At 73.1% G+C, this 14,538-nt stretch carries 11 protein-coding genes; 6 read left to right on the forward strand and 5 right to left on the reverse strand.

The window, feature by feature from the left end:
• Positions 1-57: 57 nt before the first annotated feature.
• The gene (locus tag ACTHAM_RS03360) at positions 58-1,701 is read right to left on the reverse strand and encodes an ABC transporter substrate-binding protein (protein WP_440684351.1); all 1,644 of its coding nucleotides are present in this window, start codon (positions 1,699-1,701) and stop codon (positions 58-60) included.
• A gap of 236 nt (positions 1,702-1,937) precedes the next feature.
• Here ACTHAM_RS03360 and ACTHAM_RS03365 point away from each other — a divergent pair, with 236 nt between their 5' ends.
• On the forward strand, positions 1,938-2,708 hold the full coding sequence (locus ACTHAM_RS03365; protein ID WP_440684352.1) for a M15 family metallopeptidase: 771 nt from the start codon (positions 1,938-1,940) through the stop codon (positions 2,706-2,708).
• Between the two features lie 8 nt (positions 2,709-2,716).
• On the opposite strand, the gene ACTHAM_RS03370 is transcribed toward ACTHAM_RS03365, so the two are convergent.
• The gene (locus ACTHAM_RS03370) at positions 2,717-2,983 is read right to left on the reverse strand and encodes an acylphosphatase (protein WP_440684353.1); all 267 of its coding nucleotides are present in this window, start codon (positions 2,981-2,983) and stop codon (positions 2,717-2,719) included.
• A gap of 53 nt (positions 2,984-3,036) precedes the next feature.
• On the opposite strand from ACTHAM_RS03370, the gene ACTHAM_RS03375 reads away from it, so the two are divergent.
• On the forward strand, positions 3,037-4,407 hold the full coding sequence (locus ACTHAM_RS03375) for an NYN domain-containing protein (RefSeq protein ID WP_440684354.1): 1,371 nt from the start codon (positions 3,037-3,039) through the stop codon (positions 4,405-4,407).
• A gap of 22 nt (positions 4,408-4,429) precedes the next feature.
• Here ACTHAM_RS03375 and ACTHAM_RS03380 read toward each other — a convergent pair whose 3' ends face one another.
• Positions 4,430-5,134: a hypothetical protein gene (locus ACTHAM_RS03380; protein ID WP_440684355.1), complete on the reverse strand. Its 705-nt coding sequence runs from the start codon at positions 5,132-5,134 to the stop codon at positions 4,430-4,432.
• 175 nt (positions 5,135-5,309) lie between these two features.
• On the opposite strand from ACTHAM_RS03380, the gene ACTHAM_RS03385 reads away from it, so the two are divergent.
• Positions 5,310-5,729, forward strand: coding sequence for a YybH family protein (locus tag ACTHAM_RS03385; RefSeq protein WP_440684356.1), 420 nt, complete (start codon positions 5,310-5,312; stop codon positions 5,727-5,729).
• Positions 5,730-5,753: 24 nt separating this feature from the next.
• Here ACTHAM_RS03385 and deoD read toward each other — a convergent pair whose 3' ends face one another.
• Both deoD and ACTHAM_RS03395 read right to left on the reverse strand, forming a co-directional pair.
• The gene (gene deoD, locus ACTHAM_RS03390) at positions 5,754-6,461 is read right to left on the reverse strand and encodes a purine-nucleoside phosphorylase (protein WP_440684357.1); all 708 of its coding nucleotides are present in this window, start codon (positions 6,459-6,461) and stop codon (positions 5,754-5,756) included.
• Between the two features lie 28 nt (positions 6,462-6,489).
• Positions 6,490-8,142 carry an MFS transporter gene (locus ACTHAM_RS03395; protein ID WP_440684358.1) on the reverse strand — a complete coding sequence of 551 codons (1,653 nt, stop codon included), beginning with the start codon at positions 8,140-8,142 and terminating at the stop codon, positions 6,490-6,492.
• Between the two features lie 285 nt (positions 8,143-8,427).
• Here ACTHAM_RS03395 and ACTHAM_RS03400 point away from each other — a divergent pair, with 285 nt between their 5' ends.
• The 3 genes from ACTHAM_RS03400 to ACTHAM_RS03410 all read left to right on the forward strand — a co-directional run bounded on the left by ACTHAM_RS03400 (position 8,428) and on the right by ACTHAM_RS03410 (position 14,513).
• Positions 8,428-11,055 carry a glycosyl hydrolase 53 family protein gene (locus ACTHAM_RS03400; RefSeq protein ID WP_440684359.1) on the forward strand — a complete coding sequence of 876 codons (2,628 nt, stop codon included), beginning with the start codon at positions 8,428-8,430 and terminating at the stop codon, positions 11,053-11,055.
• A 177-nt stretch (positions 11,056-11,232) separates the two neighbouring features.
• Entirely contained in the window at positions 11,233-12,081 is an 849-nt protein-coding gene (locus ACTHAM_RS03405) for an alpha/beta fold hydrolase (RefSeq protein ID WP_440684360.1), read from the forward strand.
• Complete coding sequence (locus tag ACTHAM_RS03410; RefSeq protein ID WP_440684361.1) at positions 12,078-14,513, forward strand: EAL domain-containing protein; 2,436 nt, start codon at positions 12,078-12,080, stop codon at positions 14,511-14,513. The genes ACTHAM_RS03405 and ACTHAM_RS03410 overlap by 4 nt, the downstream gene beginning before the upstream one ends.
• Positions 14,514-14,538 lie beyond the last annotated feature (25 nt).

The following is a 14,538-nucleotide window of genomic DNA, read 5'->3' on the forward strand; positions in this document are numbered from 1 at the left end:
CGTACCGGTGAGGGTACGCCGGGCCGTGGCCGGTGGTGCCGCGGTTCCGCGACGGGGTCAGCCCTTGGCGAGCGCGCCGTACCGGAACTTGAAGGACGCGTCCAACGTGTCCTCGGCCCCGGTCACGGTGGTGCCGACCACGGCGACCTGCGCGCCCTGCAGGTACGGCACGGTCGACAGGTCCGCCGCGACGGTGTCCTGGATCTGCTCGATCAGGGCGGTGCGCTCGGCGGCGTCGGGGGTCACGGCCTGCTGCAGGATCAGGTCGTTGACCTCCTGGTTCTCGTAGTGGTTCGCGAGGAAGTTCTCCAGCAGGAAGAACGGCGTGAGGTAGTTGTCGGCGTCGGAGTAGTCCGGGAACCAGCCGAGCTGGTAGGCCGGGTAGACGTCGGCGGTGCGGTCCTTGGCGTACTGCACCCACTCGGTGGTCTGCAGGTCGACCGCGAACAGGCCGGTCGCCTCGAGCTGGTCCTTGATGAGGGCGTACTCGTCGGCCGAGGACGGGCCGTAGTGGTCGTTCGAGTACTGCAGGCTCAGCTTGACCGGCGTGGTGACGCCTGCGGCCTCGAGGGTCGCGGCGGCCTTGTCGGCGTCGGGGCCACCCTCACCGTCGCCGTAGAGACCCTTGAGGGACTCGGTGGCACCGGTCAGGCCGTCCGGCACGTAGGAGTACAGGGGCGTGTAGGTGCCCTTGTAGACCTGCGTGGCGAGCTCCTCGCGGTCGATCAGGTCCGCGACCGCCGAGCGCACCGCGAGTGCCTTGGCCGGGTCGGCCTCGGGCGTGGCGGCACCGTACGGCTGGGTGTTGAAGTTGAAGACGATGTAGCGGATCTCGCCGCCGGGACCGTCCACGACCTTGACGTTGTCGTCGCCGCGCAGGTCGTCGATGTCGGTGGCCGACAGCGAGCGGAACGCGACGTCGACGTTGCCCTGCTGCACGTCGAGCTTGAGGTTGGAGGCCTCGGCGTAGTACTTGACGTTGACCGTGCCGGTCTTCGCCGCGCCGAGCACGCCCTGGTAGCCGTCGTACGCCGAGTACGAGATCAGGTCGTTCAGGGAGTACGAGGTGATCGTGTACTGCCCGGCGAACGCGTTGCCGTCGACGATGTCGGCGTCGGGCGTCAGCGCGTCGGCCGCGAAGACCTCCTCGTCGACGATCGGGCCGGCGGGGCTCGACAGGATCTGCGGGAACACCTGGTCGTTCTCCGACTTCAGGTGGAAGACGACGGTGGTGTCGTCGACGGCCTCGGTGTTGTCGAGGTTGTAGAGCAGCGACGAGGGGCCGTTCTCGTCCGCGATCGCCACCTGGCGGTCGAAGGAGAACTTCACGTCGGACGCGGTCAGGTCGTTGCCGTTGGCCCACTTCAGGCCCGGCTTGAGCTTCACCGTGTACTCGGTGGGGCTGGTGAACTCCGCCGACTCGGCGATGTCCGGCTCCACGTCCGGGCTGCCGTAGGGCGTGTTCAGCAGGAACGGGAACACCTGGTTCATCACCGCGAACGAGCCGTTGTCGTACGAGCCGGCCGGGTCGAGCGTCGTGATCTTGTCGGTCGTGCCGATCGTCAGCGTGCCGCCGGCACCGTCGCCGCCGTCGGAGGTGGCGTCGTCGGAGCTGTTGCCGGAGCAGGCGGTCAGCAGGAGTGCGGTCGCCGCAATGCCTGCCGTCGTCGCCGCGAGGCGTCGTCGTGCCACGGATGCCATCAGGCCATCCCTTCCGTCGGAGCCGTGCCGGGGCGCGATGCACGACGGCAGGCTGGTGATGAGTGCCACATGGGTAGCACACGGATGTATCGCAGGAAACGACTGTCTTACCGACAGGTAACGTCCGGATATCGGACAGGTCTCGATCTGTGGTGAGACGGGCACCCGGACGGCTCCCGCGTGATCCTGCGGGCTCTCACCCGGCGCGGGCCGCACGGGGGCCCGAGACTGGTCCGGTGCAGCACGGACGGTGGGGCGTCGTGGTATGGGCGGCGGTCGCATGCCTGGTCGTCGCGGGGTGCGAACCGGGTGCGGTGGCCGCCGAGCCGACGCCGCCGACCGCCGTGAGCAGCGCTGCGCCGCCCGCCGCCGTGGCCAAGCAGCACCCGCCCGCACCGACCGCGACCGCAGATGCCACCAGCACCGCCGACGAGCAGCGGTTCGTCGCCGCGGTCCAGGAGATCGGACCCGAGCTCGCCGCACGCATGACGCCCACGTCCTGGCGGGAGGGGTGCCCCGTGCCGCTGGCCGACCTGCGGTACGTCACGCTCACGCACCGCACGTTCGAGGGCCGCACCGCCACCGGCGAGCTCGTCGTGCACGCCGATGTCGCCGATGCCGTCGTGGGCGTGTTCGCCGCGCTCTTCGACGCCGGCTACCCGGTCCGGTCGCTGCGGCTCGTCGACGACTTCGGTGGCAGCGACGACGACTCGATGGCCGCCGACAACACCTCGGCGTTCAACTGCCGGGCCATCACCGGGGGCACCGGCTGGTCGGAGCACGCCTACGGCCGCGCGATCGACCTCAACCCGGTCGAGAACCCGTACGTGAGAGGTACGCACGTCGCCCCCGCCGCCGGTGCCGCGTACGCCTCACGCCCCGAGGTGCCCGGGGTGCTGCACGACGGCGACGCGGTCGTGCAGGCCTTCGCCGATGCCGGGTGGCGGTGGGGTGGGCACTGGGACTCCCCTGTCGACTACCAGCACTTCTCGCCGAGCGGACGCTGACCGGCGCGTCACGACTCCACGACGAAGTGCGGCATCCCGCTCGGCCGTGCCTCGGAGACCTCGAACTCGCGCACCACCGCGTGCCGAGGCCCGTGCCGCAGCTCGTCGACCATGGTCGCGACTGCGTCGTCGTCGCCCTCGACGAGCGCCTCCACGCCCCCGTCCTGCCGGTTGCGCACCCAGCCCCGCAGGCCGAGCCGGGAGGCCTCGCGGCTGCACCACCAGCGGAAGCCGACACCCTGGACGTCACCGTGCACCACGACCCGCTGCGCCATCACCCCACCAGTCTGACCGCGCACCGGTCCGCGCGCGCGGCAGGATGGGGCCCGTGACCCTCACCGACGTGCCCACCCGCACCGACGACGACCGCCGGCTGCGTGCCGCCCTGTTCGTCGACTTCGACAACGTGTACCTGGGGCTGCGACGGCTCGACCCGACAGCCGCCGAGGCGTTCGCGACGAACCCCGGGCACTGGTTGGACGCCCTCGAGCAGGGTGCCGACTCGCAGGGGCAGTTCACGCGCCGGTTCCTGGTGCGGGCCTGCTACCTGAACCCGTCGGCGTTCTCGCAGTACCGGCCGAACTTCACGCGCGCCGGGTTCCGGGTGGTCGACTGCCCCTCGCTCACCCAGCAGGGCAAGTCCTCCGCCGACATCAACCTCGTGCTCGACGCCGTCGATGCGCTCGTGGCGACCACGCGGTACGAGGAGTTCGTCATCGTGTCCGCCGACGCCGACTTCACGCCGCTCGTGCAGCGCTGCCGCGCCGCGGACCGGCGCGTCACGATCATCACGGCCAGCCCGGCCGCGGCCGCCTACCGCGCCGTCGCCGACACGGTCGTCGGCGCCGACGCACTCGCCGAGCTGGTCACCGCCACGGATGCGGTCCCCGAGTCGGACGTCGTCCCGCTGAGCCCCCCGACCGCGGCCGTCCCGGCCGACCCGGCCGCCACGTCCGTGCCGCGTCCGCGCACCGGGAAGTCCGCCCCGGCGCCCACCGCCGAGCCCCCCGCCGCGGTCGAGCCGGTGGTCGCACCCGCCGTGGTGACCGCGCCGACCGCGGGGGCGCTCGCCGCACGGCGCGCGGTGCTGCAGCGGGTGCGTGCCGCGGACCGTCCGCTGCCGCTGGGCAGCGTCGCGCAGGTCGCCCAGGCCGCCGACCCCACGCTGCCGGGGTCCGGCTGGGGCGGACCGGGCGGGTTCACCGGGTGGCTCGGGCGTTCTGTGCCCGAGCTGGGCCTGGCCACCAAGCCGTCGCCGGGCTACGTGTGGGACCCCAAGCGGTTCGACGAGGCCGACCTGCCCGGCGCGGTGACCGATGTGGACGCCGACGCGCTGCGCCGCCAGGTGGTGGCCGTCACCGACACCCCGGGGTTGACGACCGACGGGTACCGCGTGCTGCTGAAGACCCTCGCGCACGACATCGCCACGCACCCGTTCGAGCGGATCGCCACGACCCGCCGGGTGCGCGAGGCGTGCCAGAAGGCCGGCGCCCAGGTGGGCCGCGCCACGGTGAACTTCGTGATCTCCGGGATCTCGTACTCCGGCGTGGAGCTCACCACGGCCCGCACCGCCAAGGCGCTGGCCGAGGCGTGGGCCGACAACGTCGTGGGCCTGTGCCGCGGCGCCCGCATGGAGCTGAGCCGAGCCGATGTCGCGGCGATCCGCGCGTGGGTGGGCGGGGGTCTGCTGGCGCCGTGACTGCCCGGCCCGCCCGGCCTCGTCAGGCGGGGCGGGCGGCGTCCGGTGGCACCGGTGCGCGCGTGGTGCTCGTACGTCGCGCGCGCGAACGGAGCACCAGGTCGGCACCGACCACGGACGTGGCGGCAGGCACGGCCACGAGCACCAGGAACAGACCGACCTCGCCCGTCTCGTCGCTGCGTGACACACCGATGGCCGTGGTGATCGCGACGACGAGGACGGTGAGCAGGAGCGCGACGAGCCGCACCCGGTCCGCCACCACGGTCTCGCGCGCGCCGGTGAGGTCACGGACCGCATCGACGACCGGCACCGCGAGGAACGCCACGACGGCCAGCGTCACCAGCGCGACCAGGAACCACGGGCCCTCGGACTCGCGCGAGCGCCACGGCACGAGCTGGGACAGCCCGGCGACCGCCATGAACGCGGCGCTCACGAGCGGGGCACCGAGCACGGCCCCGAGCGCCATCCCGAGCCACACCGGCCAGGACAGCGTCCGGCCGTGCAGCAGCCACGCGCTCACGGCTCCGCCGACGACCGCAGCGACCGCCAGCAAGGGGCTGAGCAGGCCGAGCCACACCGGTGGGTCGCCCTCGTCGAACCCGACGGCGGCAGCCAGCGCCGCAAGGACGCCCTGCGTGAGCACGAAGAGCAGGCCGGTGAGCAGGAACGCGTCGACGCACAACCGCAGCAGGCGCCTCCAGGTGGCCGAGCCGAGCGTGTCCGACATCGTCCTCACCTCCGCGTCCTCGTCGAGGAGCGCGCGGTGCGGTGGCGCCGCACCGGGCGTCACCTCCACTGTGCACCTCGTCGGGGCGGGGCGCGCGCCGGCGAGGAGCGTGCGGGCCGACCGCGGAAGCGGCCGCCGCGGCGGGATGTCGGACCCGCGTCCTAGGGTGCGGCGCATGGCGATCGACGTGACGACCAGCACACTTGCCCACCCGGTTCTCGAGCTGGAGCGTTCGGCGATGCACCGCTGGCTCGAGGGGGACCCGGACGGGTTCCTGGAGATCAGCGCACCGGACGTCGTGTACTTCGACCCGACGCTGCCGGCACGCCTGGACGGCCTGGAGGCGCTGACCGGGCTGTACTCGCAGCTACGCGGGCAGGTGCACGCAGCACGCTTCGCGTTCGTCGAGCCGCGGGTCCAGGAGCACGGCGAGCTCGCGGTGCTCACCTTCAACTTCGTGTCGTGGGACTCCACGGACACCCCGCTGCGGTGGAACTGCACCGAGGTGTACCGCCGGACGGCGACCTCGTGGGAGATCATCCAGACGCACTGGTCGTTCACGCAGACCGTCGGTGGACCGGGCGAGGACGACTGACCCCACCCGGTCCGCCCGCGGGCGTCAGTCGTGGGCGAGTGCGGCCAGGGCGATGCGCAGCGCCCGCTCGAACGTGCTCTCGCGCTCGTCGGCGGACATCTCGACGTCCTGGCCCACCAGGTCGCTGACCGTCATCACGGCCAGGGCCTCACCGTGCTCGGCGTCCGCGGTGGCGTACAGGCCGGCGGCCTCCATCTCCACGGCGAGCGTGCCGTGCGCCGCCAGGCGGCCGAGCAGGTCGCCCTCGGAGTAGAACGCGTCCGAGGTGAGCACGGGGCCGGCGTGCACCGTGGTGCCTTCCTCGGCACGTGCAGCGGACACGGCGGCGGCCGCCAGCGCGAACGAGGGGGCGTGCGAGTAGTGCACCCCGGGGAGCCTGGTCGCAGTCAGGGCGGAGTCGGTGTGTGCGGCCGTCGCGACCACGACATCGCCGAGGGACAGGTGCGGTGCGATCCCGCCGCAGGTGCCCACGCGCACGATCCGGCGCACTCCGTAGAACCGGAACAGCTCGGTCGCGTAGATGCTGATGGACGGCACGCCCATGCCCGAGGCGAGCACCGACACCGGCCGACCCTGGAACGTCCCGGTGAACCCGGCGATGCCGCGGACCTCGGTGACCAGGCGCGCGTCGGTGAGCACCTTGGCGATGCGACGGGCGCGCAGGGGGTCGCCGGGCATGAGGACGTCGGGGGCGAAGTCGCCCGGCTGGGCGGCGATGTGCGGTGTGGGCATGGCAGGTCCGGGTTCTCCAGGTGGCGCGTCAGGCGGGTGCCGACGTGGGTGACGTCGCGTCGGGTCCCGTCGCACCGGGGGGAACCCGGGGGATCCGGCCGGTGAAGAACAACGACACGACGGCCAGGATCGCGAGGGTTGCCAGTGCTGCGTCGAGCCCGTCGATCCGTGCCAGCTGATTCTCCTCGACGACCGCCTGGGTCGTCGTGTCAGGGACCCCCGCGTCGGCCAGTGCGGTCTCGAGGTCCGTGTCGGACAGGAACGGCACCCCGGAGGCGAGCTGCACGGTGGCCTGGGAGCTGACCTGCTCGGGCACGTCGGGGTTGTCCTGGATGCCGGCGATCAGCGTCGCGGTCAGCACGGTGATGAGCACCGACCCGGCCATCGCCGTGCCGAGGGAGGCGCCGAGGTTGGTCGCCGTGTTCTGCAGCCCGCCGACCTCTCCGCTCTCCTCGGTGGGCACAGCCGAGACGGTCACGGCGCCCAGCTGCGAGGACAGCGCGCCGATGCCCAGGCCGATGAGCACCATGGGGACGGCCACGACCGCGGCGGAGGAGTCGAGCCGGATGCCGCTCATGAGCACCACGATCCCCAGCAGCATGAGGATGATGCCGATGCGCGCCACGCGTCGCGGGGAGGCGTGCGGCCACCGACGCGGGATGCCGGCAGCGGCCAGCAGCAGGGCCACGGACAGCGGCATGATCTTCAGGCCCGTCTCGACGGCGGGCAGCTCGAGGACCACGCTGAGGAACAGCGGCACGATGAAGAACGTGCCGGCCTGCAGCAGGAACTGGAAGAAGAACATCAACAGCCCGCCGACGAGCTGAGGGTTCGCGAGCATGGTCGGCCGCACCAGCGGGTCCCCGCCGTTGTGCTCGAGCCGGGTCTCCCACAGCACGAACAGCCACACGACGAACGCCCCGACGACGACGAACCAGAACGTCATCGACAGGCCCAGGATCGCGGTCGCGCCGGGCTTCGGGGCGATCCACCCCCACTCGCTCGAACGCAGGATCCCGTACACGGCCGTCCCGAGACCGACGACGGACAGCGCGGTGCCGACCAGGTCGATCCGGCCTGTGCTGCGCGTGGGGATGTCCTTGATCCGGCGCGAGAGCACCAGGATGACCAGGACGACCAGCACCTCGGAGAAGAAGACGACCCGCCACGACAGGTACGTGGTGGCGGCGCCGCCCACCAGCGGTCCGACGGCCACGGCGATGGCGCCGGCGGCGGCGACCAGCCCGTAGGCGCGCGGACGTGCCGACGCCTCGAAGTTGCCCGCCACCAGCGCGACGATCGCGGGCATGATGAGCGCCGCACCGATCCCCTCGAGGAACGACCAGCCGATGATCAGGACGGTCAGGTTCGGCGCCAGCCCGGTGACGAACGAGCCGAGCCCGTACACGACGCAGCCGATCGAGAACGCCCGGCGCCGGCCGATGAGGGTGCCGATCTTCCCGCCGGTGATCATCAGGGTGGCCATGACGAGCGTGTAGAGCGTGATGGCGGTCTGGATCCCGGTGATGGTCGTGCCCACGTCGTTGGCGACGGTGGCCATGGAGACGTTCATGACCGAGCTGTCGAGCGTCATGAGGAACTGGGCTGACGCCAGGGTGATCAGCACGGCACCGGCTGCTGCGGTGGCGACCTCGGTCGGGGTCGATCGTTGCGCGCTCATCCTGTGCCGCCTTCGCGTCGCCGGTGGGCCGTCGGACCTGGACCGTCGCCCGAGGTCATCGTGGCGCAGCCTGGGCGGCGCCGCCCTCGGAGGGGCCGAGGTCAGGGCTGTGCTATCGACTCAGTCTGGGACCGATCACAGTATGGAGAGGCACGGAGTGCGACGCACTCCGTGAATACCGCCGCAAAACGGGTGTAGACGGCCTGTGACCGTGTACAGTCCCCACGCCCGGCAGGTGTCGCGCCCGGGCCCTGTTCGAACGATGACGATCGAAGGGAAAGACCGTTGCGCACGCACGCACACCCGCACCGCACGCCGCTGCGCCTGGCAGCCGTCGCCACCGCCGCCGCGCTGCTCGCCGCAGCCCCCGCCACCACCCCCGCCGCCCGAGCCGTCGACGACGGGCCGGTCCAGGCCGGCATCGTCGTGGCGAAGGTCGAGGGCCTGGCTGAGGACTTCATCACCGGCGTCGACGTGTCCTCCGTGCTCGCCGAGGAAGCCAGCGGCGTCGTGTTCCGCGACAGCACCGGCGCCCCCGCCGACCTGTTCGACGTGCTCGCCGACTCCGGCGTCAACTACGTGCGCGTGCGCGTCTGGAACGACCCGTTCGACGCCGCCGGTCACGGGTACGGCGGAGGCAGCGTCGACGTCGACCGCGCCGTCGAGATCGGTCGGCGCGCCACCGACGCCGGCCTGCGCGTGCTCGTCGACTTCCACTACTCCGACTTCTGGGCCGACCCCGCCAAGCAGAAGGCACCCAAGGCGTGGGCTGCGCTCGCGGTCGCCGACAAGGCCGCCGCCGTGCAGGACTTCACCGCCGCCGCCCTGCAGCAGATGCAGGACGCGGGCGTCGACGTCGGCATGGTGCAGATCGGCAACGAGACCAACAACGCCGTGGCCGGGGTCACCGGCTGGCCCGGCATGGCGCAGATCTTCAGCGCCGGCAGCGCCGCCGTGCGCGACGTGCTGCCCGACGCGCTCGTGGCGGTGCACTTCACCAACCCCGAGACGGCCGGCCGCTACGTCGGGTACGCGGCGAACCTGGCCGCCTACGGTGTCGACTACGACGTGTTCGCCAGCTCGTACTACCCGTACTGGCACGGCACGCTCAGCAACCTCACCAGCGTGCTGACGACCGTCTCGACGACCTACGGCAAGAAGGTCCTGGTCGCCGAGACGTCCTGGGCCTACACGCTCGACGACGGCGACGGGCACCCCGACGTCATCAACTCCTCGAACGTCACGAACCAGTACCCGGTGTCCGTGCAGGGCCAGGCCACCGCCGTGCGCGACGTCGTCGCAGCCGTCGCGGCCGTCGGCGACGCGGGCCTCGGCGTCTTCTACTGGGAGCCCGCGTGGATCCCCGTCGGCCCGGCCTCGCAGCTCGCCGCCAACAAGGCCCTGTGGGAGCAGTTCGGCTCCGGCTGGGCGTCCAGCTACGCCGGGGAGTACGACCCCGACGACGCAGGCGAGTGGTACGGCGGGTCCGCCTGGGACAACCAGGCGATGTTCGCCGCCGACGGCACCCCGCTGGAGTCCCTCAACGTGTTCTCGTACGTGCGCACCGGGGCCACCGCACCGCGCGCCGTCGTCTCCGTCGAGGACGTGCAGGTCACCGTCGCCGATGGCGCACCCGTGACGCTGCCGGCCACCGTCGCGGTCACCTACAACGACGCCACGGTCGAGCAGGAGGCCGTCACCTGGAGCGACGCCGTGAGCTGGATCGAGGGCCCTGGCACGTACCCGGTGCCCGGCACCACCGCCTCCGGCACGCACCTGACCGCGACCGTCGTGGTCACCGCCGAGAACCCGGTCCGCAACCCGGGGTTCGAGGACACCGACGTGAGCATGTGGAACCTGACCGGGACGGGTGCCTCGATCACCGGGACCGGTGACGCCGCGTCCGGTGCCCGCGCGCTGAGCTTCTGGGCCGCCTCGGCGTACACGTTCGGCGTGACGCAGCAGCTCACCGGGGTGCCTGCCGGCTCGTACACGCTGGTCGCCACGGCGCAGGGCGGCGGTGCGGGCTCCGGCGACCAGGTCCTGCTGACGGCCACGACCGCGCACGGTACGACATCCGCACCCTTCGCCCTGACCGGTTGGCGGGTGTGGAACAGCCCGCAGGTGCCCGTCGAGGTCGGTGCCGACGGCCTCGTCACGGTCGGCGTGAGTGCCGTGCTCACCGGCGGCGCCTGGGGCACGGTCGACGACGTCCGGCTGGTGCGCGCGGCCGGGCCCACGTCCGACACCGCTGTGCTCGAGGACCTCGTCGCCCGGGCCGCGGCGGTCGACCGGGACCTGTGGTCGGCGAACTCGCTCGCCGACCTCGACGAAGCCGTCGCCGTCGCAGGAGTGATGCTCGGGGCGCTCGCTCCCGCGCAGGAGCGGGTGGACTCCGCCGCGGCGCTGCTCGCCGACGCCCTGAGTGGGCTGACCGCCCCCGGCGGACCGGCTCCGACGGTCACTCCGACGGTCACGCCGACCGACGGCCCGACGACCGGCGCCACCCCGACGCCGACGGCCACGGCAGCCGGACCGACGATCGAGCTCAGCCGCGCCACCGCGCGGCCGGGCGAGCAGGTCACGATCACTGTGCGCGGCCTGACGGTGCCGGAGGTCGAGGTCGGGGTCGCCAGCACCTACCGGGCCCTGGCACGCGTGGCCGTGGTCGACGGCACCGTCACGGCGACCGTCACCGTCCCGGGCGACCTGCCTGCCGGGACGCACCACCTCCAGGTGCGCACGCTCGACGGCACGCTGCTGGCCCAGGTGGAGATCGTCGTGGCCGCACCCTCGGGTGGCTCGCTCGCGTCGACGGGGGCCGAGGTGGGTGCGGCCGCAGCGCTTGCCGTGCTGCTGCTCACCGCCGGTGGCGTCCTGCTCGCCGCGCGTCGCCGGGTCGGGCACGTGTAGCGGGTCGCGCAGGGCACGGGTGCCGGGCCGGTCGGCGCCCGTGCCCCGCGCAGCCCGGTCCGCCGGGTGCAGGAGTCACCCTCTCGGCGTCCTGTGCTCCGCCGAGGTGCCCGCTATGGTCGGAACCACTCCAGGGGGCGACGAGGCGTCCGCGAGGTGACGGTGTAGGGGGACGCCATGGCGGCTGCCGCGGTGCCGATCGTCGTACCGGACGACCTGCTCCGTCGGCATGCCGTGACCCGCACGGGGACGGTCGGTGCTCCACCGGTGCTCCTGCTGCACGGGTTCGGCTGCGACCAGACGATCTGGGACCAGGTGCGCATCGGGCTCGACCCGTTCCACGAGGTCCTCTCCTACGACCACCTCGGCTCGGGCCGCTCCGACCTGGCGGCCTACGACGACCGGCGCTACTCGACCGTGCACGGCTACGTGGACGACCTCCTGCAGCTCGTGCGTCGCCTGGACCTGCGGGACGTGGCGCTCGTCGGGCACTCGGTCGGGGCAGCCGTGGGACTGCTGGCGACCGTGGCCGAGCCCGAGCGGTTCTCGCGCCTGGTGCTCGTGGGCGCCTCCCCGTGGTACCAGGACGAGGACGGCTACCGCGGTGGCTACTCGGCCGACGACCTGCGCGGGCTCCTGGACCTGATCGACGCCGACTACCTGGCCTGGTCGGCCGACATGACGCCGGTGATCATGGGCAACCCGGACCGGCCCGAGCTCGGCGCCGCGCTGCACGAGCAGTTCGCGCGGCTCGCGCCCCGCATCGGCCGGCAGTTCGCCCGGGTGTCGTTCCTCGGCGACTACCGCGCCGAGGCCGAGCAGGTGAGCGTGCCGACCCTGGTCGTGCAGACGCGCGACGACGTCGTGGTGCCCGAGGAGGTCGGGCACTGGCTGCACGGCACGATCCTCGGCAGCGAGCTCGCGCTCCTCGGTGCGACCGGCCACTGCCCGCAGGTCTCTGCGCCCGAGGAGACCACGCGTGTGCTCCGACGGTTCCTGGCCGCCGGGTCGGGGCACCCGAGATGACCGACGGGCTCGTGGCGCCGAGCGGGCCCGGGGACGGACTGGTGCGGCCGGGGACGGGCGGCCCGGACGGCGGTGCGCGGGCCGAGCCGTCCGCCCGGGTCGTGCTCGACGCGTCGGGCCGGATCCTGGAGGCCGATCGCGGCTTCGGCTCCCTGGTCGGCCGTCCGGCCGCGCTGTCCCTCGGGCAGCCCTTCACCTCCGTGCTCAGCCCGGCCGCTCGCCTGTACTGGTTGTCACGGTGGGCGTCCGCCACGCCTGAGGAGGGCCGCCGGGTGGAGACGGCCGTCGAGGTCGTCGGGGTCGACGGGACCACCACGGCCGCGGTCGCCCGGGTGCAGCGGGCCGAGGAGGACGCCGACGCCGGTGCCGTGCTCGACGTGACGCTCGTGTTCGCCGGCCCCCGCCGCGCCTACGAGAGGCGGCTGCAGGACGAAAGGCGGGCGGCGGCGCGTGCCGCCGCAGGGGCCCGTGCACTGCTGGCCTCCACCCCGGACCCGGTGGTCGTCATCGACGCCGCGGCGCGCGTGCTCGAGTGGAACCCGGCCGCCGAGCGCGTGCTCCACCAACCCCGCGAGAAGGCCCTCGGGTCGAGCCTGCCCACGCTGCTCGGGGGCGGGTCCCCGCTGCGGACACGGGCGCTGTCCGAGACCCTCGCCCGGGGTGTCGCGGGACGGGAGAGCGAGTCGACCGAGGTCCTGCGGGCGGACGGCAGCCTGGTGGCCGTCGACGTGAGCGTGGTGTCCGCGACCGTCGACGGCGAGCCGGTCTGGACGGTCGTGCTGCGGGAGCGGGTCACCTGGGTGACCCCGGGTGCGCTCGCGGCCGAGGTGGCGGCGGCCGCCGGGGCTCCGGACCTGCTCGTGCTGGGCGTCGAACCCGACGGCACGTTCGACCTGGTCGAGGGTGTCGGTCCGACCACGCGCGGTGTCGTGCGGGCCGACCTCGTCGGACGCCCGGTGGCCGCGGTGCTCGGTGGATCGCCGGAGGGTGTGGCGGTTTTCGAGGAGGCCCTGGCCGGACGGGCGGGGTCCGCGACGATCCACCTGGCGGGTCGGGAATGGTCCGTCAGCGTCCGACCGCGTCTGCGCGGTGACGGCGGGCACGGCGGTGCGGTCGCGGTGGTCACGGACCTCACCACGTCCCGCGCCGCCCAGGACGCCGCCCGGCGGCACGACCGCACCGACGGTCTGACCGGGCTGCTCAACCGTCGCGGCCTGGTCGAGGCGATCGAGCAGGAGATGGCACGTCCCGGGGTGCGCGAGGTCGCGCTGCTGCAGCTCGACCTGGACGACTTCGTCGACCTCAACGACTCGCTCGGTCCCACGCTCGGCGACCGTGTCATCGCCGAGCAGGCGGTGCGACTGGCGCGCGCGGTGCCGGCCGGGGCGATCGTCGCCCGGCACGGGGGCGACGAGCTCGCGGTGCTGCTCGGGCCCGACGTCGCCGATCAGCCCGACCTGCTGGGCCGGCGCCTCGCGCGGGCGCTCGCGGCGCCGATCGTGCTGCCGGGAGGTGACGGGGAGTCGCTGGTGGTCCCGGCGAGCGTCGGCATCAGTCGCTGGCCGCAGGATGCCGTCGACGCCGATCAGCTGCTCGCGCACGCCGACGTGGCCACCCGGTTCGCACGGGTCTCCGGCCGTGAGGTCGCCTCGTACGACGAGCGGGAGGACGGCCGGCGCAACCGGTTCCGGTTGGTGGCCCGGCTCCGGCACGCGCTCGCCACGGGCGGCCTGTGCACGCACTTCCAGCCCGTGGTCGGCGTCGAGGACCGGAGGCTGCACTCGGTCGAGACGCTCGTGCGGTGGACGGACGAGGAGCTCGGCGTGGTCGTGCCGTCCGACCTGGTCGCCGCCGCGGAGGCTGCCCGGCTCATCGACGACGTGGGGGCTGTCGTGATCGACCACGCCTTCGGCCAGGTCGCCGCCTGGGACGCGGCGGCTCTGACCGTGCAGCGGGTGGCCGTGAACGTCTCCCCGTGGCAGCTGCGGGGTCGGCGCCTCGAGGGGGCGCTGGATGCGTCGAGCGCCTGGCACGGCATCGGCCTGGACCGGGTGACGCTCGAGCTGACCGAGTCGGCGGTGGCCGATCTGGACGACGTCGGCACGCGGGTGCTGCACCGGCTGCGCGATCGCGGCGTGCTGGTCGCGGTCGACGACTTCGGCACCGGGCACTCGTCGCTGGCGCGGCTGCGTGAGCTGCCGGTCGACGTGGTCAAGCTCGACCGCTCGTTCGTGAAGGACCTGCCGGGTGCGGTGCCCGCAGCCCTGGTGACGGCGTTCGTCGGGGTGGCCTCGGCCCTGGGCCTGCGCACGGTGGCGGAGGGTATCGAGACCGAGGAGCAGTGGGCCGAGCTGCGCCGGATCGGCTGCACCGACGGGCAGGGGTACCTGTTCGGGCGGCCGGTGCCCGGGGGTGACCTGCGGGCCTCGTGACCGAGGTCGGGCACCGCCGCAGCGG

The sequence above is a fragment of the Cellulomonas soli genome (assembly GCF_052036975.1).
GTDB classification, from domain to species: domain Bacteria; phylum Actinomycetota; class Actinomycetes; order Actinomycetales; family Cellulomonadaceae; genus Cellulomonas; species Cellulomonas soli_A.

What these genes read in the sequence shown, in the direction of transcription:
- ACTHAM_RS03360 (WP_440684351.1), bottom strand. Translation starts at nt 1,701, where the DNA reads ATGGCATCCGTGGCACGACGACGCCTCGCGGCGACGACGGCAGGCATT.
- ACTHAM_RS03370 (WP_440684353.1), bottom strand. Translation starts at nt 2,983, where the DNA reads ATGGCGCAGCGGGTCGTGGTGCACGGTGACGTCCAGGGTGTCGGCTTC.
- ACTHAM_RS03380 (WP_440684355.1), bottom strand. Translation starts at nt 5,134, where the DNA reads ATGTCGGACACGCTCGGCTCGGCCACCTGGAGGCGCCTGCTGCGGTTG.
- ACTHAM_RS03385 (WP_440684356.1), top strand. Translation starts at nt 5,310, where the DNA reads ATGGCGATCGACGTGACGACCAGCACACTTGCCCACCCGGTTCTCGAG.
- deoD (WP_440684357.1), bottom strand. Translation starts at nt 6,461, where the DNA reads ATGCCCACACCGCACATCGCCGCCCAGCCGGGCGACTTCGCCCCCGAC.
- ACTHAM_RS03395 (WP_440684358.1), bottom strand. Translation starts at nt 8,142, where the DNA reads ATGAGCGCGCAACGATCGACCCCGACCGAGGTCGCCACCGCAGCAGCC.
- ACTHAM_RS03405 (WP_440684360.1), top strand. Translation starts at nt 11,233, where the DNA reads ATGGCGGCTGCCGCGGTGCCGATCGTCGTACCGGACGACCTGCTCCGT.
- ACTHAM_RS03410 (WP_440684361.1), top strand. Translation starts at nt 12,078, where the DNA reads ATGACCGACGGGCTCGTGGCGCCGAGCGGGCCCGGGGACGGACTGGTG.